General features: G+C 69.2%; 17 protein-coding genes, 1 tRNA gene and 1 pseudogene. 5 read left to right on the forward strand and 14 right to left on the reverse strand.

What is annotated here, in order from left to right:
• Nucleotides 1–2: 2 nt before the first annotated feature.
• The gene (gene tkt / locus ACY5J6_RS09730) at nucleotides 3–1,958 is read right to left on the reverse strand and encodes a transketolase (protein ID WP_462844758.1); all 1,956 of its coding nucleotides are present in this window, start codon (nucleotides 1,956–1,958) and stop codon (nucleotides 3–5) included.
• 166 nt (nucleotides 1,959–2,124) lie between these two features.
• On the opposite strand from tkt, the gene ACY5J6_RS09735 reads away from it, so the two are divergent.
• Nucleotides 2,125–2,201 (forward strand) — tRNA-Arg (locus ACY5J6_RS09735).
• Between the two features lie 139 nt (nucleotides 2,202–2,340).
• Here ACY5J6_RS09735 and ACY5J6_RS09740 read toward each other — a convergent pair.
• The 4 genes from ACY5J6_RS09740 to nth form a co-directional block, all read right to left on the reverse strand.
• Nucleotides 2,341–3,870, reverse strand: coding sequence for a DEAD/DEAH box helicase (locus tag ACY5J6_RS09740; RefSeq protein ID WP_462844760.1), 1,530 nt, complete (start codon nucleotides 3,868–3,870; stop codon nucleotides 2,341–2,343).
• A 71-nt stretch (nucleotides 3,871–3,941) separates the two neighbouring features.
• Entirely contained in the window at nucleotides 3,942–5,156 is a 1,215-nt protein-coding gene (locus ACY5J6_RS09745; RefSeq protein WP_462844762.1) for a molybdopterin molybdotransferase MoeA, read from the reverse strand.
• Between the two features lie 29 nt (nucleotides 5,157–5,185).
• Nucleotides 5,186–6,325, reverse strand: coding sequence for an MFS transporter (locus tag ACY5J6_RS09750; protein WP_462844764.1), 1,140 nt, complete (start codon nucleotides 6,323–6,325; stop codon nucleotides 5,186–5,188).
• Nucleotides 6,326–6,417: 92 nt separating this feature from the next.
• A complete protein-coding gene (gene nth, locus ACY5J6_RS09755) occupies nucleotides 6,418–7,080 on the reverse strand; it encodes an endonuclease III (protein ID WP_462844766.1) in 663 nt (220 codons plus the stop codon).
• Nucleotides 7,081–7,094: 14 nt separating this feature from the next.
• Between nth and ACY5J6_RS09760 the strand changes: the two genes are divergently transcribed.
• Nucleotides 7,095–7,460, forward strand: a complete 366-nt coding sequence (locus ACY5J6_RS09760; RefSeq protein WP_462844768.1) for an ASCH domain-containing protein — start codon at nucleotides 7,095–7,097, stop codon at nucleotides 7,458–7,460.
• Here ACY5J6_RS09760 and ACY5J6_RS09765 read toward each other — a convergent pair.
• Together ACY5J6_RS09765 and proS are read right to left on the reverse strand one after the other, a co-directional pair.
• Nucleotides 7,426–9,165 (reverse strand): annotated as a pseudogene (locus tag ACY5J6_RS09765) (GNAT family N-acetyltransferase). The gene ACY5J6_RS09760 and the pseudogene ACY5J6_RS09765 sit on opposite strands and share 35 nt — an antisense overlap.
• Entirely contained in the window at nucleotides 9,166–10,599 is a 1,434-nt protein-coding gene (gene proS, locus ACY5J6_RS09770) for a proline--tRNA ligase (protein ID WP_462844770.1), read from the reverse strand.
• 32 nt (nucleotides 10,600–10,631) lie between these two features.
• On the opposite strand from proS, the gene ACY5J6_RS09775 reads away from it, so the two are divergent.
• Both ACY5J6_RS09775 and ACY5J6_RS09780 read left to right on the forward strand, forming a co-directional pair.
• On the forward strand, nucleotides 10,632–11,852 hold the full coding sequence (locus ACY5J6_RS09775; RefSeq protein WP_462844771.1) for a 2,3-bisphosphoglycerate-independent phosphoglycerate mutase: 1,221 nt from the start codon (nucleotides 10,632–10,634) through the stop codon (nucleotides 11,850–11,852).
• 9 nt (nucleotides 11,853–11,861) lie between these two features.
• Nucleotides 11,862–12,410: a Uma2 family endonuclease gene (locus ACY5J6_RS09780; protein WP_462844772.1), complete on the forward strand. Its 549-nt coding sequence runs from the start codon at nucleotides 11,862–11,864 to the stop codon at nucleotides 12,408–12,410.
• Here the strand turns inward: ACY5J6_RS09780 and ACY5J6_RS09785 are convergent.
• Genes ACY5J6_RS09785 through aroA form a run of 6 tightly spaced genes read right to left on the reverse strand, consistent with a single transcriptional unit; the run spans nucleotide 12,388 to nucleotide 17,133 of the window.
• On the reverse strand, nucleotides 12,388–13,365 hold the full coding sequence (locus ACY5J6_RS09785) for a DHH family phosphoesterase (RefSeq protein ID WP_462844773.1): 978 nt from the start codon (nucleotides 13,363–13,365) through the stop codon (nucleotides 12,388–12,390). The genes ACY5J6_RS09780 and ACY5J6_RS09785 overlap by 23 nt on opposite strands.
• Before the next feature lie 19 nt (nucleotides 13,366–13,384).
• A complete protein-coding gene (tmpR, locus tag ACY5J6_RS09790; RefSeq protein WP_462844774.1) occupies nucleotides 13,385–14,089 on the reverse strand; it encodes a bifunctional dihydropteridine reductase/dihydrofolate reductase TmpR in 705 nt (234 codons plus the stop codon).
• A complete protein-coding gene (locus tag ACY5J6_RS09795; RefSeq protein WP_462844775.1) occupies nucleotides 14,086–14,496 on the reverse strand; it encodes an NUDIX domain-containing protein in 411 nt (136 codons plus the stop codon). The genes tmpR and ACY5J6_RS09795 overlap by 4 nt, the downstream gene beginning before the upstream one ends.
• The gene (locus ACY5J6_RS09800) at nucleotides 14,460–15,233 is read right to left on the reverse strand and encodes a CDP-alcohol phosphatidyltransferase family protein (RefSeq protein ID WP_462844776.1); all 774 of its coding nucleotides are present in this window, start codon (nucleotides 15,231–15,233) and stop codon (nucleotides 14,460–14,462) included. The genes ACY5J6_RS09795 and ACY5J6_RS09800 overlap by 37 nt, the downstream gene beginning before the upstream one ends.
• 2 nt (nucleotides 15,234–15,235) lie before the next feature.
• Complete coding sequence (gene cmk, locus ACY5J6_RS09805; RefSeq protein WP_462844778.1) at nucleotides 15,236–15,859, reverse strand: (d)CMP kinase; 624 nt, start codon at nucleotides 15,857–15,859, stop codon at nucleotides 15,236–15,238.
• Entirely contained in the window at nucleotides 15,844–17,133 is a 1,290-nt protein-coding gene (aroA, locus tag ACY5J6_RS09810) for a 3-phosphoshikimate 1-carboxyvinyltransferase (protein ID WP_462844780.1), read from the reverse strand. The genes cmk and aroA overlap by 16 nt, the downstream gene beginning before the upstream one ends.
• A gap of 69 nt (nucleotides 17,134–17,202) precedes the next feature.
• Here aroA and ACY5J6_RS09815 point away from each other — a divergent pair, with 69 nt between their 5' ends.
• A complete protein-coding gene (locus ACY5J6_RS09815) occupies nucleotides 17,203–19,818 on the forward strand; it encodes a transcriptional regulator (protein ID WP_462844782.1) in 2,616 nt (871 codons plus the stop codon).
• On the opposite strand, the gene ACY5J6_RS09820 is transcribed toward ACY5J6_RS09815, so the two are convergent.
• Nucleotides 19,796–20,560 (reverse strand): class I mannose-6-phosphate isomerase, encoded by a 765-nt coding sequence (locus ACY5J6_RS09820; protein WP_462844784.1) that lies wholly within the window; start codon nucleotides 20,558–20,560, stop codon nucleotides 19,796–19,798. The genes ACY5J6_RS09815 and ACY5J6_RS09820 overlap by 23 nt on opposite strands.
• Nucleotides 20,561–20,569 lie beyond the last annotated feature (9 nt).

The following is a 20,569-nucleotide window of genomic DNA, read 5'->3' on the forward strand; positions in this document are numbered from 1 at the left end:
GGCTAAAGCAGGGAAAGGAGGGCCTCGGCCACCCGCTCCGGGGTGAAGCCCAGCCGCTCGTAGACCTCGGGGTAAGGGGCGCTGGCCCCGAAGCGGTCCAGGGCCACCACCTTGTGGGCGTACCGCTCCCACCCCAGGCTGGCCCCCGCCTCCACGGCCACCACCGGAAGCCCCGGGGGCAGGACCTCTTTCCGGTAGGCCTCGGGCTGGGCGGCGAAGAGCTCAAAGGAAGGCAGGCTCACCACCCGGACCCGCACCCCCTTTTCCAGAAGGAGCTCCCGGGCCCTCAGGGCCAGGTGCACCTCGCTCCCCGTGGCCACCAGGACCCCTTGGGGCTTTTCGGCGTCCTCCAGGACGTAGCCTCCCCGCAAAAGCCCCTTGGCCTTCTCCGGGGAGAGGAGGGGCACCGCCTGGCGGGTGAGGACGAGGGCGGCGGGGCCCTCCTTGCGCTTGAGGGCCACCTGCCAGGCGTAGAAGGCCTCGTAGGCGTCCGCAGGGCGGATGACCCAGAGGTTGGGCATGGCCCGGAGGCTCATGAGGTGCTCCACGGGCTGGTGGGTGGGGCCGTCCTCGCCCAGGGCGATGGAGTCGTGGGTGAAGACGAAGACCGTGGGGGTTCCCATGAGGGCGGCGAGGCGGATGGCGGGGCGCATGTAGTCGGAGAAGACCAGGAAGGTCCCCCCGTAGGCCCGATACCCTCCGTGGAGGTTGAGGCCGTTCAGGATGGCCCCCATGGCGTGCTCCCGCACCCCGAAGTGGAGGTAGCGGCCCAGGGGGTTCTCCCGGGAGAAGTCCTCCATCCCCTCGGCCTGGGTGTTGTTGGAGGGGGTGAGGTCGGCGCTTCCCCCAAGGAGCTCGGGAAGGCGGGGGGCGAGGAGGCTTAGGACCCGGCCGCTTGCCGCCCGGGTAGCCAGGGGCTTGTCAAAGGCCGGGGGCGCCTCGGGCAAGGGAGGAAGCTCCCCTTGCAGGCGCCGCGTGAGCTCCTGGTAGAGGTCCGGGTAGTCCCGGGCGTAGGCCTCGAGGGCCCGCTCCCAGGCCTCCTGCCAGGCCTTACCCTTCTCCCGCATGTCCATGTGGCGGTAGACCTCCTCGGGCACCACGAAGGGAGGGTAGGGCCAGCCCAGGTTCTTGCGGGTGGCCTCCACCGCCTCCGCTCCCAGGGGCTCCCCGTGGGCCTTGTGGGAGTCCTGCTTGGGGGAGCCGAAGCCGATGTGGCTCCGCACGGCGATCAGGGTGGGCCGCTCGTCCAGCCGGGCGAGCCTAAGGGCGTGGCGGAGGGCGTCCAGGTCGTTGGCGTCTTCCACCTTTAGGGTCTGCCAGCCGTAGGCCCGGTAGCGCCCGAGCACGTCCTCGGTGAAGGCGAGGTCCGTGGGGCCGTCGATGGAGATGCGGTTGTCGTCCCAGAAGACGATGAGCCTGGAAAGGCCCCAGTGCCCCGCCAAGGAGGCGGCCTCCCCGGAAACCCCCTCCATCAGGTCCCCGTCCGAGGCCAGAACGTAGGTGTAGTGGTCCACCACGGCGTGGCCCGGGCGGTTGAACTCGGCGGCGAGCTTCCTTTCCGCCAGGGCGAGCCCCACGGCGGTGGAGATTCCCTGGCCCAAAGGCCCCGTGGTCACCTCCACCCCGAGGGTGTGGCCGTGCTCGGGGTGGCCCGGGGTCTTGGAGCCCCACTGCCGGAAGTTTTTCAGCTCCTCCAGGGGGAGGTCGTAGCCCGTGAGGTGGAGAACGGCGTAAAGGAGCATGGAGCCGTGCCCCGCCGAGAGGACGAAGCGGTCCCGGTTCGGCCAGGTGGGGTCTAAGGGGTTGTGGCGCAGGACCTCCCGGAAGAGGAGGTAGGCCAAGGGGGCCATGGCCATGGGCATGCCGGGGTGGCCGCTTTTCGCCTTCTCCACGGCGTCCACGGCCAAAAAGCGGATGGCGTTCACCGAAAGGGCAGCGAGGTCCTTGGTCTCGGTCATGGTTCCCTCCAGGGTACGCTCCCGTGAAGCCGGGCACAAGGTGGCCTCGAGGCCCCACAGGATAAAGAGGCGCTTATGGAAAGCTCCTCTTCCCCCGGGGAAGACTATACCCGGGAAGCGGGTGTTGCCTTGGGCTTAGGGGAGTGCTAGAATCCCTTAGGCGTGGGCGCCCGTAGCTCAGCAGGATAGAGCGGGGGCTTCCTAAGCCCTAGGCCGGGGGTTCGAATCCCTCCGGGCGCACCAAAACCCTAGGCCCCGCCTCACGAAGAGGCGGGGCCTTATACCACCCCATGCTGGCTTGCGCCAGCATGGGAGCCCCGGTCAAAAGACCCGCAGGGCTTCCGTACTTGGGCTTAGACGAAGGATTCACGCCAAAGGGGTATCACGCCCTGGCCGGGCGCCGGGAGCGGGAAGGAGTTTCCAAAAGGCCCTCCACCCTCCTTGCGGGCTCCAGCCGAAGGCCGGCCACCTCCGGCCGGGCCTCGGGGCGCAGGTCCACGTAATAGCCCCCCTCGGCCTCGGCCACCTTGCCCACCTCGAGGCCCTGCTCCTTCAAAAGGGCCACCAGTCGGGGGAGGGAAAGCCTGGGTCCCGTGGCCTTGTAGGTGCGCCAGCCCTCCTCTCCGGTGAGGAGGCTCTTCTCCTTGGGCGCCCCGCCCAGAAGGAGGGCCATGAGGGCGGCCACCACCTCCACCCGGCCTTCGGCGAAGAGGCGGCCCGCGAAGTCTTGGTAAAGGCGGTAGTCCTTCTCCGGCACCCGGGCGAGGCGGGCCAAGAGGTGGTGCCACTTGGCCTCGAGGACCTCCTCCGGGGTGGGCGGGTTCACCCTCTTGAAGGCGCGGCCCACGGCCTTTTCCAGCTCGGAAAGCTCCCGCCGTTCCCGGGGGCCGCAAAGGAGGACCACCTCTCCCCCCCGGCCCGCCCGCCCCGTGCGCCCGGAGCGGTGCTGGTAGGTCTCGGGTTTGTCGGGGAAGCGGTAGTGCACCACCAGGTCCACCTCGGGAATGTCCAGCCCCCGGGCGGCCACGTCCGTGGCCACCAGGACCCGCACCTCCCCCTCGCGGAAGGCCCGCATGACCCTTTCCCGGTCGCTCTGGGACAGGTCCCCGTGGATGGCCCGGGCGGCGTGGCCCAGGCGGAGAAGCCCCGCGGCCACCTCCTCGGTCTCGGCCTTGGTCCGGGTGAAGACGATGGCCCGCTTGGGGGCCTTGACGTAGAGCAGGTCGGAAAGAAGGCCCAGGCGGTCGGAAGGGGCCAGGATGGCCTCCTCCTGGTAGGTCACCCCTTCCTCCCGCACCACGTTGATGACCACCGGGCTCCGCATGTAGCGCTCGGCGAGCTTCTTGGCCCAGGAGGGCAGGGTGGCGGAGAAGAGGAGGGTCTGCCGGGAAGGGGGCGTGGCGGAAAGCAGGGCCTCCACCTCCTCCTCAAACCCCATGGAGAGCATCTCGTCCGCCTCGTCCAAAACGGCCACCTCTACCTGGGAAAGGTCCAAGACCCCTTGTTTCAGGTAGTCCAGGGCCCGCCCCGGGGTGGCCACCACCACGTCCGCCCCCCGGGCAAGCTCCTCCTTCTGCTTTGTGTAGCCCGTGCCCCCGTAGACGGGGACCACCCTCAGGTGGGGGGCCACGGCGGAAAGCTCCGAGGCCACCTGGAGGGCGAGCTCCCGCGTGGGGGTGAGGACCAGGGCCCTGGGCTTCCGGCCCCTTTCCCGGTTTGGGGCGAGCCTCTCGGCGATGGGCAGGGCAAAGGCCAGGGTCTTGCCCGTGCCGGTGCGGGCCTGGCCGATGAGGTCCTTGCCCTCCAGGGCCAGGGGCAGGGCCGCCGCCTGGATGGGGGTGGGGGCGGTGATGCCGCGGCGCGAAAGGGCTTCCTTGATCTCTTCCTTCAGGGGAAAGTCTTTGAACTCCATGCTCTACCTTTCCGGGCCCACCTGCGCCCGAAAAGGGAGGTAGCGCCCGTAAACCTTCCTAGCTTAGTGAACTAGGGCACGAAAGTCAAGGGGATGACCTCCACCTCCTCCCCTTCCCGGGCGTCCCGGTCCGGGGGGAGGACCACCAGGGCGTTGCCGAAGGCCATGGAGCGTAGGACCCCGCTGCTCTGGTTCCCCGTGGTGCGCACCACGGCCTCCCCTTCCCAGGAGAGCACCCCCCGGCGGAAAACCTTCTTCCCCTTGGCCCCCTTGAAGGGGGTGAGGGCCCGGGCCCTTAGGCGGCCGTAGGGAGGCTCGGTGCGCCCGAGGAGCCGGAAGAGGAAGGGCCTCCCGTAGAGAAAGAAGGTGACCATGCTGGAGACGGGGTTACCGGGAAGGCCCAGCACGGGAAGCTCCCCAAGCCTGGCCAAGAGCAAGGGCCCCCCCGGCTGCTGCCTGACCTTCCAGAAGACCACCTCCCCGTGGCGCTCCAGAACCTTGCGCACCACGTCGTACTCCCCCATGGACACCCCTCCGGAGGTGAGGAGGAGGTCCAAAGGCCCCACCGCCTCAAGCCTCGCGAGCACCGCTTCCGGATCGTCCGGGACCTTTCCTAAGAGGACGGGCTCCCCGCCCGCCTCGAGGACCAGGCCGAGAAGGCTGTAGGCGTTGGAGTTGTACACCCCCCCATAGGGCAAAGGCTCCCCCGGCTCCACCACCTCGTCCCCGGTGGAGAGGATCCCCACCCGGGGCCTCCGGAAGACCCTAAGGCGGGGGTGGCCCATGGCCGCCGCCAGGCCGAGCCTCCCCGGGGTGAGAAGGTCCCCCCGCCTCAGGTACACCTCCCCCCGCCTAAGGTCGTCCCCCTTGGGGCGGATGTCCTTGGGGGAAGCGGGGGTGAAGAGGAAGACCTCGTCCCCTTCCCGCCTCGTGTCCTCCACCCGCACCACGGCGTCCGCCCCCCTAGGGATGGGGGCCCCGGTGTAGACGGCCACGGCCTCGCCCCTGCCCACCTCCCCGGGAAAGGGCCTTCCCGCAGGGGCTTCGCCGACGACCCTGAGGCGCACCGGGGCCTCGGGGGAGGCCCCTAAGGTATCCTCCGCCCGGCAGGCGTAGCCGTCTATGGCGGTGTCGTCCTGGTCGGGGTGGTCCACCAGGGAGGCGAGATCCTCGGCCAGCACCCGGCCAAAGGCCTCCCGAAGGGGGACCTCTTCCACAGCGAGCGCCCCTCGGGCCTCGGCCAGGACCCGCTCCAGGGCTTCCTCCACCGTGAGGTTCGTGCGCATGAGCCCAGTCTAGTCCACGGAAAGCCCCTTCAGGAAGAGGCCCGCAGCCGGCCGAAGGCCCAGGGCCAGAGGAGGATGCCGAGGGCGTAGAGGGCGAGGGTGGCCCCGAAGAGGAGGTCAAAGGCCCTTAGGCCCAAGGCCCCCTGCGCCGCCCCGGAAAGGGCGCTTCCCAGGGCGAAGAGGAGGCTCCAGAGGGCGCTTTCCAGGAGGAAGAAGCCGGGGCGCTCCTCCTCGGCGAGGTAGTCCATGACCAAGGCGGCGTAGACGGGCCCGGCGGCGTTCATCAGGGCCCCCCGGACGAGGAGGGCGAAGGTGACCAGGGGAAGCCACGGGGCCCAGGCCAGGATGGCCAGGAAGGGCAGGGAGAGGGCCTGGACGAAAACGATGGCCCCAAGCCGACCGAGCCTCCCGGCGAGAAGGGGCTGGAGGAGCATGGCCGCCCCCGTGGCCAGGGAGGAGAGGGCGAAGACCAGCCCCGTGGTCCCGTAGGAGAGGCCGAACTTCTCCTTGAGGAAGAGGTTGAGAAAGGGGATGACGAGCCCCGCCCCGAAGCCGATGAGCACCTGGGGCAAAAGAAGCCTGAGCCACACCCGGATCCGGCCCAGGAAGCGGGGGGGCCTTCCCTCCCCCATCCCGGCGGGCAGGCCCCGCACCAGGGGAAGGCCCAGGAAGAAGAAGGGCAGGGCGAAGAGGAGGACCCACCGCGCCCCAAGGAGGTCCGAGAGGTAGCCCGCAAGCAGGGTGGAGAAGAAGCCGCTCATCGTGGTGAGGGCGGCCTGGAGGCTGAAGAAGGCCACCCGCCTCCCCTCGGGGACGAGCCGGGCGAGGAGAGGGGCCGAGGCCCCCTGCAGGAGGGCCCCGGCCAGACCGTAGCCCGCCAAGGAGGGGAAGACCCAAAGCCCAAGGCCCAGAAGAAGCCCGCTCCCCACGGCGAGGAAAAAGGCCAGGTAGAGGCTTTTCAGGTAGCCGAGGCGGGGGATGAGGTAGGCCAAGGGCAGGGCGAAGGCCACCCCGGAGAGGAGGACCACCGCCTGGGCCAGGCCGATGGCTTGGCGGGAGAAGCCCAGGGCCTCGAGGTGGAAGTTGAGGAAGAAGTAGAGCAGGTTCCCCCCGAAGGACCAGAGGAAGCCTGCCAAGAGAAAGCGGTAGGCGGGAGAGGGTTCGCGCACAGCGTCTCCTTTCTTATGCCCCTTTCTCGCTCCCGCGCCCGGCTGGCCTCGGAAATCCCCAGATGGGCCCCCCAAGCCAGCATGGGGTGGCCCTAGACCTGGCGGCTCGGGCAGTGGGGCGCAAGGGCGCACGCCCCGCAGCGGGGCCTTCTCGCGGTACAGACGTAGCGGCCGTGGAGGACGAGGGCGTGGTGGACGAAGACCCAGTCCTCCTTGGGGAAGAGGGCCTCGAGGTCCTTCCCGATCCTCTCCGGAGCCTGGGCCTCGGAGAGGCAGAGCCTCCGGGCGAGGCGGGCCACGTGGGTGTCCACGGCGATCCCCGGCACCCCAAAGGCCGCCCCCAACACCACGGTGGCCGTCTTCCAGCCCACCCCGGGAAGGCGCATGAGGGCCTCCTTCTCCTCAGGCACCTCTCCCCCGTACTCCTCCACGAGCCTCCTCGCCAGGGCCACGAGGTTCTTCGCCTTGGTGCGGTAAAGCCCGATCCTCCGGATGTAGGGCTCCACCTCCTCGGGGGTGGCGGCCGCCAGGGCCTTGGCGTCGGGAAAGCGGGCGAAGAGGGCCGGGGTGGCCTCGTTCACGCTCTTATCGGTGGCCTGGGCCGAGAGGACCGTGGCCACGAGGAGCTGGAAGGGGTTCTCGTGCCTGAGTTCCGTGCGGGCCCCGGGGTAGGCGGCCTTGAGGGCCTTTAAGACCTCCCGGGCCCGGGCCTTCTTCTCCTTTCGCCCTTCCTTAGGGCACGCCACGCCCCCCACTCTACAATGAGGGGGTGGAAAGGCCCAAGCTCGGCCTCATCGTCCGGGAGCCCTACGCCAGCCTCATCGTGGACGGGAGGAAGGTCTGGGAGATCCGCAGGCGCAGAACCCGCCACCGGGGGCCCTTGGGCATCGTCACGGGGGGGAGGCTCATCGGCCAGGCGGACCTCGTGGGGGTGGAGGGGCCTTTCAGCGTGGAGGAGCTCCTCGCCCACCAGGAGAAGCACCAAGCGGAGGAGGCCTTCCTCCGGGCCTACGCCGAAGGGGCTCCCCTCTTCGCCTGGGTCCTGGAAAACGCCTTCCGCTACGAGAAGCCCCTCTACGTCCCCAAGGGAGCGGGCCGGGTCATGTTCGTGGACCTCTCCGAGGTACGGTGGTGAGCCCTCCGTAGCCCACGTAGACCAGGAGGTCCGGGTCCAGGGCGGCCACCACCTCGGGCTGGTGGGTGGCGGCCACCAGGGTGATCCCCGCCTCCCGGCAGAGCTTCCCCAGGCCCAGGGCCACCCGCCTCGCCGTGGGCACGTCCAGGTAGGCGGCGAACTCGTCTATGAGGAGGAGGTCGGGGCGCTGGGCGAGGAGGAGGGCCAGGCGGAAGCGCTCCCTCTGCCCGGTGGAAAGCTCCTTGGGCCTCGCCCGGTAAAGCACGGCGTCGGAAAGCCCCACCCGGTTCAGGACCTCTATGGCCGCCCCCACGTCCCTAAGCTTCCGGTAGAGGGCCTCGAGGATGAGCGCCTCCCCCAGCTCCACCTCCACCTCCCCCGGGATGTAGGCCACCACCCGCCCCCCGGGAAGGCGCACCTTGCCGAGGTCGGGGGCCTCCCCCAGGAGGAGGCGGAGCAGGGTGGTCTTTCCCGCCCCGCTCGCCCCCGCCAGGACCACGAGGCTTCCCGGAGGGATCTCCAGGCTCGCCTCCCCGGAGCACCGCCCGCTCCACCACCCGGGCCTTCACCCCGAAGGCGAGGAGGGCCTCCTGAACCTCTTCGGAAAGCCCCGAAAGGTCCAGGTGGCTCCGGTAGGCCTTGTGGACCCCGGCAAGGCGGATGGGGCCAGGAAGCCCCGAGACCCGCCCGAACCGGGGCCTATAGAGCCTTCCCCCGTGGGCTTTGGCGTAGGGGTCCTCCCGCAGGAAGCGCTCCAGGTAGGCCTCGGCTTCCTCCGTGAGAGGGTAGAAGAGGACGGGCCTTCCCGAGGCGGTGTCAAAGAGGTAGCGGAAGCCCACCTTCTCAAAGAAGGGGTGGTAGCGGGCCATCTGGGCAATGGTGTAAACGAGGTGCTTTGGCCTTCTCCCCTCCGGCGCCCCCCGCTCCCTCGCCCACTCCAGGGCCACCCGCACGAGAAGCGCCCCGAAGCCCTCGGAGCGGTAGTCGGGGTGGACCACCACCCGGGCGATGCGACAGGCGGCGGTCTCCACCCGGTCCAGGGCCCTCTGCCAGTCCGCCCCGCCCTCGTAGGTGGGGTGGAACCAGTCCCGGGGAAAGATCCTCTCCCGGATATCCCGCTCCCCGCCCTCGGGGGTCCTGCGGTGCATGCGGGGGATGGGGGGTCTAGGCGCAGGTAGCCCAGGATCCGGGGCTCAAAGGGGAGGCGCTCCAGGAGCTCCAAAACGAGAAAGCGGCTCGCCGGGGTGGAGCCCCGGATCTCTTTAAGCCTCGCCTCCCCGCCGCAGTCGCAGAGGGGCTTGGCGTTGGCGGGGAGGGTCTTGTGGCACCGGGTGCAGACCCAGAGGGCCACCACCTCCTTCTCCGAGGCGTAGTGGAACTGCTCCAGCTCGGCGATGGCTTCGTAATCCCCCTCGTAGGTGGCCTCCCGCACCTTGAGGCGGTAGCGGTAGGCCTCGCCCCCTAAGGGGCTTTCCCGCACGTGCTCTAGGGTCTTGGCGAAGGGGGGCCAGAGGGGGAAGGCGCCCTCCAAGGCGTACTCGTCAAAGCCGAGGACGGGCTTCTTGAGCTCGGTGCGAAGCCTCACCCTCTCCCCCGGCCTCAGCCACTTGGCGGCGTCCCCCGACATCCTGAGGAGGACCCCCCCGGAAAGAAGGGCCTCGCCGTACCAGCGCCAGTAGACTCGGCGTCCTAAAACCCGGAGCATTCAGTACGCCTTGGCGAAGACCACCCGCTTTCCGTAGGCGGAGGGCCTGCCGCAACGGACGCAGAAGCCGTCTTCGGGTTCGGCCTCAAAGGGCACGCAGCGGGTGGTGGCGGTGGTCTCCTCCTGGATGCGCTTCTCGCAGGCCTTGTCCCCGCAGTGGAAGGCCAGGGCGAACCCTTCCTGCACCGCCTCCTTGAAGGCCTCGTAGGTGTCCACCTTGCGGGTGTGGGCCTCCCGGAAGGCCAGGGCCCTCTGGTAAAGCTCCTCGTGGAAGGCGTCAAGCTTCCCGGGCAGGACCTCGAGGAGGGCGGTGAGGGGCAGGGTCTCCTTGCCCCCGAGGCGGCTCGCCAAGACCGCCTGGCCCCCTTCCAGGTCCTTGGGCCCGAGCTCCACGCGGAAGGGCACCCCCTTGAGCTCCCACTCGTGGAACTTGTAGCCCGGGGTGTGCTGGTCCCGATCGTCTAAGTGGACCCGAAGGCCCCGGGCCCTTAGGGCTTGATGGAGGTCCCAGGCGGCCTTCAGGACCCCCTCGCGGCTTTCCTCCTTGTAGATGGGGACGATGACCACCTGGATGGGGGCGAGGCGTGGGGGCAGAACAAGGCCCCGGTCGTCCCCGTGGGTCATGATGATGGCCCCGATGAAGCGCCAGGAGAGGCCCCAGCTCGTGGTGTGCACGTACTTCACCTGAAGGTCCTTGTCCTGGAACTTGATGTCAAAGGCCCGGGCGAAGTTCTCCCCCAGGTAGTGGCTGGTGCCCGCCTGGAGGGCCTTGCCGTCCTTCATCATGGCCTCGATGGTGGTGGTGTAGACCGCCCCGGCGAACTTCTCCTTCTCGGTCTTGAGGCCCTCTATCACCGGGATGGCGGCGTACTCCCGGGCGAGCTTGGCGTAAATGGAGAGCATCCGCCGCACCTCCTCTTCCGCCTCCTCCCGGGTGGCGTGGGCGGTGTGCCCCTCCTGCCAGAGGAACTCGCTCGTGCGGAGGAAAGGCCTCGTGCGCATCTCCCAGCGCACCACGTTTCCCCACTGGTTCAAAAGCTGGGGCAAGTCCCGGTAGCTTTTGATCCACTTGGACCACATGTAGCCGATGACCGTCTCCGAGGTGGGCCGCACCGCCAGGGGCTCCTCTAGCTCCTCCCCTCCCGCGTGGGTCACCACGGCGAGCTCGGGGGAGAAACCCTCCACGTGCTCGGCCTCCTTCTTGAGGAAGCTCATGGGGATGAAGAGGGGGAAGTAGGCGTTCTGGTGGCTGGTCTCCTTGAACATGCGGTCCAGAACCTGCTGGATGTTCTCCCAAATGGCGTACCCGTAGGGGCGGACCACGATGGTGCCCCGCACGGGCCCGTAGTCGGCGAGCTCGGCCCTTTGGATGACCTCGAGGTACCACTCGCTGAAGTCCTGGCTCTGGGGGGTTAGACCCTTCTCCTTCGCCATACCCGCCCATCTTACCCCAGTAAAATGGCGCCATGGACCTCTTCCCCGTCTTCAAGGAGCTCGCCCAGAAGACCCCGAGCAAAATCCTCCTCATCGTCTTGGACGGCGTGGGGGGGCTTCCCCTGGAGCCGGGGGGCCCCACGGAGCTGGAGGCCGCAAAGACGCCCAACCTAGACCGCCTGGCGGAGGAAAGCGCCCTGGGCCTCCTCACCCCCGTCTACCCCGGCCTCGCCCCGGGTTCCGGCCCAGGCCATCTCGCCCTATTCGGCTACGACCCCTTCCGCTACGTGGTGGGCCGGGGGGCGCTTTCCGCCTTGGGCCTTGGGGCCGACTTCCGGGAAGGGGACGTGGCCCTAAGGGGGAACTTCGCCACCTTAGACCCTGAGGGCAAGGTGGTGGACCGGAGGGCGGGAAGGCCCAGCACCGAGGAGAACCAAAGGGTCATCGCCAGGCTCAAGGAGGCCATCCCCCGCATAGAGGACGCGGAGGTCCACTTCTACACGGAAAGCGAGCACCGCTTCCTGGTGATCCTCCGGGGGGAGGGCCTGGAGGACAAGGTGACGGACACGGACCCCCAAAAGACGGGCCTACCCCCCCTAAAGGCCCAGGCCCTGGACGAGGCCTCGGAGAAGACGGCCAGGCTCGTCAACCTGCTTTCGGAGAGGATCCGCGAGGTCCTCAAGGACGAGCCCCGCATGAACGGGGCCCTCTTCCGGGGGGCCTCCAAGAAGCCCAGCTTCCCCCGGATGCAGGAGGTCTACAAGCTCACCCCCGCCGCCATCGCCAGCTACCCCATGTACAAGGGCCTGGCCAGCCTGGTGGGCATGGAGGTCCTTCCCGTGGAGGGGGAGGGGGACGCCCTGGAGGGGAAGCTCAAGGCCCTAAGGGAGAACTGGGGGCGGTACGACTTCTTCTACTTCCACGTGAAGAAGACGGACGCCATGGGGGAGGACGGGAACTTCTGGGGGAAGGTGGAGAAGATTGAGCTCTTTGACGCCCTCCTCCCCGAGATCCTGGCCCTAGGCCCGGACGTCCTCGCCATCACCGGGGACCACTCCACCCCCGCCCTCCTCAAGGCCCACTCCTGGCACCCCGTCCCCCTCCTCCTGAAGGCCCCCTACCTGCGGGCGGACGGGGCTAGGCGCTTCACGGAGAGGGAGGCCCTAAAGGGCAGCCTCGGCCACCTCCGGGGGGTGGAGCTCATGCCCCTTCTCCTCGCCCACGCGGGGAAGCTCCTCAAGTACGGGGCCTAAAATGGGAAGATGATCCGCCACCGCCTGAGCCTCGAGGAGTTCCAGGCCCTCTTGGAGAAGGCCCCGGAAGGGCTCCGCCTGGAGCTTCTGGAGGGTGAGGTCTACGAGATGGCTCCCATCGGCAGCGGACACGCCAGCCTGGTGACCTACCTAGCCAAGCAGCTGGAAAGGCTCTACGGGGACCGGGCCTTGGTCTACGTGCAAAATCCATTGCGCCTCTCCCCCCACTCCCTTCCCCAGCCGGACCTGGCCTTGCTCAAACCCCGGGAGGACTTTTACCGGGCGAAGCTCCCCGAGCCCGAGGACGCCCTCCTGGTGGTGGAGGTCAGCTTCTCCACCCGGGAGGTGGACCTTAAGAAGCTCGCCCTTTACGCCCAAAGCGGCATCCCCGAGGTGTGGTTGGTGGAGGAAGGGGGCAACCTGGAGGCGTACCGGGAACCCCGGGGGAGCCACTACCGCCACCGCCTCCTTTTGGAGCCGGGGGAGGAGGTGGCCCCCCTCCTCCTATCCCACCCCCCTCTCCTCTGGGACCCCCCTAGAGGTACCCCGCCCGCGTGAGCTCCTCCTTGACGGCCTCGAGGACCCTTTCGTAGGCCTGGTCCAGGTCCAGGCCCTTCAGGGTGGCCCCGGCGGCGGGGACGTGCCCGCCACCCCCGAGCTTCAGGGCGATGTTCTGGGCCGAGACCCCACCCCGGGAGCGGATGGAGACCTTCACCCCCTCTTCCCGCTTGCGGAGAAAGACCGAGACCACGCTCCCCTCCACGTAGCGGATGAGGCCCACGAAGTCGTCGGAGTCCTCCTCCTCCCGCTGGGCCTCTTCGGGGAGGTGGGCGGTGACCAGGAGCCCCCCGAAGTGGAAGGCCACCGTGGAGAGCACCTGCCCCATGAGGCGGAAGTAGGAGGGCGGGCGGAACTGCAGGCGGTCGGTGAGCTCGGCGAGCTTCACCCCGTAACCCAAAAGCTCCGCCGCCACCCGAAGGACCTCGGGGGTGGTGTTGGCGAAGCGGAAGTTCCCGGTGTCGGTGAGGATGCCCGTGAGGACGGGGGTGGCGATCTCCGCCGTCCACGCCACGCCCAAGAGGTCAATGAGGTCCTTCACCATCTGGGCGGTGGCCGCCTTGGAGGGGTCCACCACGTGGAGGTGGCCGAAGCGGGGGTTGGTGCCGTGGTGGTCTATGTTGATGACGAAGCCCTCCACGGGGACCCCCACGACCCGGGAAGGCTCGGCGCTGTCCAGGGCCACCAGGGTGGCCCCCACGGGAAACCGCTCCACGGGGTCGGAGTACTCCTCCTCCTTGGGCAGGAAGCGGAGGAACCTCGGGGGCTCGGCGACCCAATAGGCCTCCTTGCCCAGGGACTTGAGGGCCCGGTAAAGCCCCAGGGAGCTTCCGATGGCGTCCCCGTCCGGGTCCACGTGGGTGGCGATGTAGATGGGGCCCTCCACCGCCTTCAAGACCTCGGCCACCAGGCGCATCTTTTCCCAGTACTGGGGTTCAGGGGCGTTCCCGTCCACGAAGCTAAGGTATCACGCCCTAAAGGTTCCACCCCCCCGCCACCTCCAGCACCTGCCCCGTGAGGTAGGGCTCGCGGACGAAGAAGAGCACCGCCCGGGCGATCTCCTCCAGGAGGGCCAGGCGGGCCATGGGGATCTCGTGGAGGGGCTTGGAAACGGAGTTTTCCGCCACCCCCGGGGCCACCACGTTGGCGGTGATGCCCATGGCGGCGAAGCGCTTGGCAATGGCCTTGGTGTAGAGGATGACCCCCGTCTTGGCGATGGCGTAGGGGGTGGTATGGGTCCGGGCGAGAAGGTTACCCGCCCCGGCGTAGCCCAGGTTCACGATGCGGCCATGGCCCTGTTCCACCATGAGGGGAAGCACCTTCTGGGTGAGGAGGAAGGTGGCGGTGAGGTTGGTGTCCAGGATCCAGCGCCACTCCTTTAGGCTCACCTCCTCTATGGGCTTAAAGAGGTAGTCCCCCACGTTGTTCACCAGCACGCCCACGCCCCCTAAGTGGTAGCGGACCTCCTCCACCAAAGAGGCCACCTCCTCCTCCCGGGTGAGGTCGGCCCGCACCTTGATGGCCTTGACGCCCAAGGCCTCCGCTTCTTGACGGGTGGCCTCGGCCAGGGCCTCGGAGGTGCGGTAGTGGACGGCCACGGCGTAGCCTTCCCGGGCCAGGGCCAGGAGGATGGCCCGGCCGATGCCCTTGGCGCTTCCCGTCACCAACGCGGTCCTCATCCTCCCTCCAGGTAGCGCTCCAGAAGGACCCGGGTGAAGGTGTTCAAGGGGTAGGCCAGCCCCGCCTCGGGTTCCACCCAGGCCCACTCCAGGATCTCCTCGCCCGGGCGCACCTCCCCTTCCGCCTGGGCGAAGTAGTTGAGGAGGAGCATGTGGGTGGGCTTGTGGAACTCGAGGCTAAAGCGGGCTTCCTGCACCAAGGCGAAGCGGATATGGGCAAGCTCCAACCCCACCTCCTCTCGGAACTCCCGCCTCAGGGCCTCCTCCAGGCCCTCCCCCCACTCCACCTTCCCCCCGGGCACCCCCCAAAGCCCCCGCCACTTGGCGGTGCGCACCAGGAGCACCCGCCCCTCCCGCTCCACCAGGGCCCCTACCGTGGGGATGGGATACTGCGGGCGATCCTCCATAGGTACCAAAGCCCAAGATACACGCCCTGGAGGAGGACGAAGGTGAGGTAGGCCGCAGGCTGGTGGAGGGCCAGGAACACCCCCAGGAAGAAGAGCTGGGTGGAAAGCCCTAGGTTCACCACCCCGCTCAAGGCCCACTCGTCCCAAAAGCGGTGGGGGGCGAGGCCGAGCCGCCTCACCAAAAACTCCTCCAGGGCGGCGATGCCCCGGTCCTGGGGCAGGAAGAGGAGGCGGTAAACCCCCCGCAAGAGGGCGAGGAGGGGGGTCTCGGGGTCCGGGGGCTCCTGGGGAAGGGGAAGCCCCCGGTGAAGGCGGTAGAGCCTCTCCAGGTTGAAGTCGTAGGACTGGACGAAGGTGAAGACCAGAAAGGCCAAGAGGGCCTCTTCCCACTCCCCCGTCCTCCCCCCGAGGGCCAGGAAGAGGAAGAGGTTCCCCAAGAAGTCCAGCTCGGTGTCCAGGTACCGCCCGAGCTCCGTGACCTCCCCTCTCAGGCGGGCCAGCTGCCCATCGGCGTTGTCCAGCACGGTCTTGACCTGCAGGAGGAGGGCCGCAAGCAGGTCCTCTCCCCTAAGGAGGAGCCCGGCGGCGAGGAGGACCAAGAGGGTGTGGAAGAGGACCAGGTGGGGGGGCCGGACGGGGGTGGGGAGGAGGAGGCGCACCACCAGGTGGGCCAGGGGGCGGTAGAGGACCAGGTTCAAGAACTCCTGGACGGGTCTTTCCTTGGCCCCGGGGACCATGGCTAGTCCCTCACGCGCTCCAGGATCCAGGCCACCACCTCCTCCAGGGTGAGGTCGCTGGTGTCCAGGAGGAGGGCGTCGGGGGCGGGGGCGCTTTGGGCCTTGTCCTTTTCGTCCCTCCTGAGGAGGTCCTGAAGGATGGCCTCGTAGGCCTGAGGCCGCTCCTTGGCCCGCCTCTTTGCCCGCACCTCCGGCCGGGCGGTGAGGTAAAACTTGTGGGGGGCCTGGGGAAAGACCGCCGTGCCCATGTCCCGGCCCTCGGCCACGAAGGGGGGGGGCACCTCCTTGAGCCGCTGGTTCACCCAGGCCCGCACCCCAGGAAGCCGGGCCACTTCCGAGACCACGCGGTCCACCTCGAGGGTGTGGAGGAAGGGGGTGAGGTCCTCCCCGTCCGCCAAGACCCGGTTCTCCCTTCCCGGGACCAGGCGCACCTGAAACCGCCGCAAAAGCCCCAGGAGCCCCGCCTCGTCCCCCGGGTCCACCCCCGCCCTCAGGGCGAGGAAAGCGGCCGCCCGGTAGAGGAGGCCGCTGGAGAGGTAAGGCACCCCTAGAGCCTCCGCCACCCGCCGGGCCACGGAGCTTTTTCCCGAGGCCGAGGGGCCGTCTATGGTCACGATGCCGCGCATAACCCCTTCAGGTCCCGGAAGAAGCCAGGGTAGGAGATCTCGGCCCACTCCGGCTCCCAGACCCTGACCCCCACGGGCAGGCCCGCCACGGCGAAGGCCATGGCGATGCGGTGGTCGTGGAAGGGCTCCACCTCTCCGGGCCGCACCCCCCCGCCCCGGATCCTAAGCCAGTCTGGCCCCTCCTCCACCTCCACCCCCAGGGCCCGGAGGTTCCTGGCGATGGCCGAAAGGCGGTCCGACTCCTTCACCCGGAGTTCGGAAAGGCCCGGGATATGGGTCTCCCCTTCCGCCCAGGCGGCGGCGGCGGCCAGGGCAGGCACCTCGTCCACCATGAGGGGGATGAGGCCGGGGTCCACGGCCACGCCCTTCAGGGGGCTATGCCGGGCCCGCACCCACCCCACGGGCTCCCCCGCCTCTCCCTCGAGGACCCGCCACTCCAGGTCCGCCCCCATGGACCTTAGCACCTGGAGGAGCCCGGTGCGGGTGGGGTTCAGACCCACCCCCTCCACCACCACCTCCGAGCCCGGGGTGACGAGGGCCGCCACCAGAAAGAAAGCGGCCGAGGAGAAGTCCCCGGGCACCACCAGGTCCCTTGCGGGAAAGGGCCCGGTCCTACGGGTGCGGATGCGGTTCCCCTCCACCCCAAGGGGCAGGCCGAAGTGGCGGAAAAGCCTCTCCGTGTGGTCCCGGGTGGGGACGGGCTCCACCACCTCCGTCTCCCCCTCGGCGAAAAGGCCCGCCAGGAGGAGGGCGCTCTTCACCTGGGCGCTGGGCACGGGGAGGGTGTAGCGGATGCCCCTCAAGGGGCCGCCCCGCACGGCGAGGGGCGCCCTTTCCCCTCCCTCGCGCCCGTCCACCCTGGCCCCCATGGCCCTCAAGGGTTCCACCACCCGGCCCATGGGCCTCCGGCGCAGGGAGGCGTCCCCGGTGAGGACGGCGAAAAGCCCCTCTTGCCCGGCGAGAAGGCCCAGGAGGAGGCGCATAAGGGTCCCGGCGTTGCCGCAGTCCAAGACGTCCTCGGGCTCCTTCAGGCGGAGGCCCCGCCCCCGCACGAGGAAGTGGGGGCCCTCCTCCACGATCTCCGCCCCCAGGGCCCGGAGGGCTCGGGCGGTGGAGAGGGTGTCCCCCGCCTTCAAGGGGTAAAGGAGCCTCCCCTCCCCCTCGGCCAAGGCCAGGAGCATGAGGCCCCGGTGGGTCACGGACTTGTCCCCCGGGACCCGCAAAACCCCCCGTAGGGGACCGCAGGGGGCGAGGTCTAAAAAGGGCCGGTCCATGACTCCATAGTCTTGGGGCGGGAAGGGGGTCTGGTCAAGGGCGGGCCTTGGTTAGAATAGAGATCAAGCATGGCCCTGGCCTGGTCAAGCCCGGTCTACCTGGAAAGGAAAAGGCTTTTAGACCTCCTCCCCGAGGAGCCGGGCTTTTGCGTCCACCTCGAGGCCCCGGCGGGCTTTGGCAAGAGCGTCCTGGCGGGGCAGCTTGCCTCTAGGCTAGGCCTCCGCACCCTCTGGGCCAGCGCCCTTTTGGGGGAGCCAAGGGCCCTCCTGGCCCAGGCCCTGGGCCTTCCCCGGGAGGCCCCCTGGGGGGCGGTGGCGGCCGCCCTGGGGGAGGCACCCACCCTGGTGGTCCTCGAGGACCTCACCGGGGAGGAGGCCCTTTCCCCCCTCCTCCGCACCCTCCCCTGCCTTCTGGTTCTGACGAGCCGCAAGCCCCTCCCCTACCCCGAGCTTCCCAAGCTCCTGGCCGTGGGGAGGCTGGTCCACCTAAAGGCCCCGGACCTGGCCTTCACCGAGGAGGAGGCGGAGGCCCTCTTCGGGGGGCGGGAGGGGTGGCGGGAGGCCCACCGGGCCACGGGGGGATGGGCCCTTCCCCTCTTCCTCTCCGCCTTCACCGGAAGGCCCCCGGAGGCCCAGGCCCTCCTCCAGGGCCTAAGGGAAAGCCTTTCAGAGGAGGAGTTCCAAGAAGGGCTCCTCCTCGCCGCCCTCCCCCTTTTGCCTCTCTCCTGCGCCCTCCCCCACACGGAAGCCCTCTTCCAGAAGGGCCTTCTCCAGAAGGTGCCTGCGGGCTACCGGCTCCACCCCCTGCTCAAGGAGATGGCCCTAGGCCTCCTCAAGGAGGAGGTGCGGGGGGCGGTGCGCCGGGCAGAAGGGAGGCTTCCCCCGGAGCTTTGGGCCGAGGCCCTCTTTGGGGCCGGGCTTGAGGAGGAGCTCCTCCGCCTCCTGGAAAGGCCCCTCACCCTTCCCCTCCCGGCGGAGCGCCTCCTGGCCTGGCGCCCCCTCCTGGAACGGGGAGGACCCCGGGCCCGGCTCCGCCTGGGAGAGGCTCTCCTTCAGGTGGGGAGGAGGGAGGGGTTCGGCCTCCTCGCCCCCCTGGCGGCCTCCCCGGACCCGGGCGTGGCCCTTTACGCCCTGGGCCAGCTGGCCTACTACCAGGCCGAGCCCCTCCTGGGGAAGAACCTCCTCGAGGCCCGCGCCCACCTGGAAAAGGGCCTCGCCCTCCTGGACCGGGTGGAGGGGGAGCTCGCCGGGCGCTTCCTCAACGACGCCGCCCGCGTCCCCTACGAGGAGGGGAACCTAGAGGAAGCCCAGGCCCTCCTGGAAGAGGCCCTAAGGCGGCTTCCCATGGGAAGCCCCTACCGCCTCGCCCCCCTCACCAACCTGGCCTTCCTGCGCTTTGAGCGGGAAGGAAGCCTCCTCGGGCGCATCGCCGCCTTGGAGGAGGCGGTGGGGCTTTTAGGCCCCCTCGCCCCCGCCAACCTGGCGGGGCACCTCCGGGACCTGGGGCGGCTTTACCTCCTCTTGGGAGAAGGGGAAAAGGCCCGGGGCTACCTGGAAAGGGCCCTGGAGGCCGAGGGCCACCCCTTGGCCGCCCTCGAGGCCCGGATGCTCCTCGCCCACCTGGAGAAAGACGCCGAGGCGCTTTCCCGCCTGGTGGCCCAGGCGGAGCTCTGGGAAAGCCCCTACCTGGTGGAGCGGGGAAAGGCCCTCCTCGCCGAGCTCCGCCGGGAGGCAAGCCTCCTCGAGGGCCTCACGGGCTTTTTCCCCTCCCTCGCCCGGGCCCTCCTCCAGGAAGACCCGGCCCTCCTTCCCCCCTACCCCGAGGAGCGGGAGGAGCGCCTCCTTTGGCACGCCGCCCGCTACCGCCTCTTGCGGCGAGAGGAAGACCTCGAGGCCCTCCTCTCCCTCACGGACGCCGGAGAAAGGGTCCTGGTGGGCCTCGTGCCCCTAGGGCTCCTCCCCCGGAAGCGGCCGGAGCTCGCCCGGCGCTACCCCCTCCTGGAGGTGCTCCAAAGCGGCTGGAAGGAGGCCATCCTCCTGAGGCTTCCGGAGATCCCGCCCCTTAAGGTCTTCGCGCTGGGCCGCTATCGGGTGGAAACCCCCTTGGGAGAGGTGGCCCTGAGGGGCAGGGCCAGGGAGGTCTTCGCCCTCCTCCTCCTCGGGCTTCCCCGGGAGGAGATCGCCTTCGCCCTCTGGCCCGACCTCTCCGAGGAGGCGGCCCTCAACAACCTCTACGTGTGGCTCGCCCGGCTCAAGAAGCTCCTGGAACCCTGGGGGGTGCCCACCTACCTCCTGGAGGAGGGCCTAAAGCGGGTGGACTGCGACCTCCACGCCCTGGAGGAGGCCCTGGAGAAGGAGGAGGCGGAGAGGGTCCACGCCCTCTACCAAGAGCCCCTTTTCCCCGGCCTGGACCACCCCCTTCTGGACCGGAAGCGGGAGGAGGTCTTCCACCGGGTGCGGGCCCTTTTCCTCAAGAAAGGGGAGCCCAGGTACCTGGAGCGCCTCCTGGAGCTGGACCCCCTGGACGAGGAGGCCCTCCTCCCCCTGGTGGAAGGGTGCCTGGCCCGGGGGCAGCGGGCCCGGGCCCAAGCCCACCTGGAGCGCTACCGGAAGAGGCTCTGGGAAGAGCTCCGGGAAAGGCCTTCCCCCCGGGTGGAAGCCCTCATCCAGCGCCTCCAGGGCTAGCCCCCAGGAGAAGCCCCTCCCCTTCCAGAAGGGCCTCCTCCCCAGGCTCCAGGAGAAAGGTGGCGAAGGGCCGCAAGACCCTCTCCCCCAGGCGGGCCTCCCCCTCTAGGAGGGTGAGGAGGGAGGGAGCTTCCGGCCTCAGGGCAAGCCGCCCCCTCAAGGGGTAACGGCAGAGGCGGAAATAAGGCGTTAGAAGAAGCCTCTCCCCGCCTTCCACCGGCTGGAGGCGGACCTGAGGGATGGGGGTAGGCTCCAGAAGGGCCACCTCCAGGGCCTTTTCCAGGTGGAGCTCCCGGGGACGGCCGTAATCGTAAAGGCGGTAGGTGAGGTCCGAGGGGGTCTGCACCTCGTAGACCCTGACCCCGGGCCCCAGGGCATGGACGGTACCGGCGGGTAGGTAGACCACCTGGCCGGGCTCCACCCACACCCGGTTCAAGACCTCGTCCAGGGTGCCCGCCTGGGCCCGCCATAGCACCTCCTCCCGGGTCACGGGACGGCTAAAGCCGTAGACGATCTCCCCGGGGAAGAGGACGTACCAGGCCTCGTACTTCCCCGGCTTTCCTTCCACCCTCAGGGCGTAGGCGTGGGGCGGGTGGACCTGGACGGAAAGCCACGCCTTGGGGTCTAGGAGCTTGACCAGGAGGGGCTCCTCAGCCAGCCACACCTCGCCGATGCCGGGGCCAAAACCCAGGCTCTCCCCGCCCCAGATGCGGGGCACGGGTTGGGGCTCAAAGAAGCGCACGGGGTTTAG

It is taken from the genome of Thermus sp. H19.2 (genome assembly GCF_054979525.1).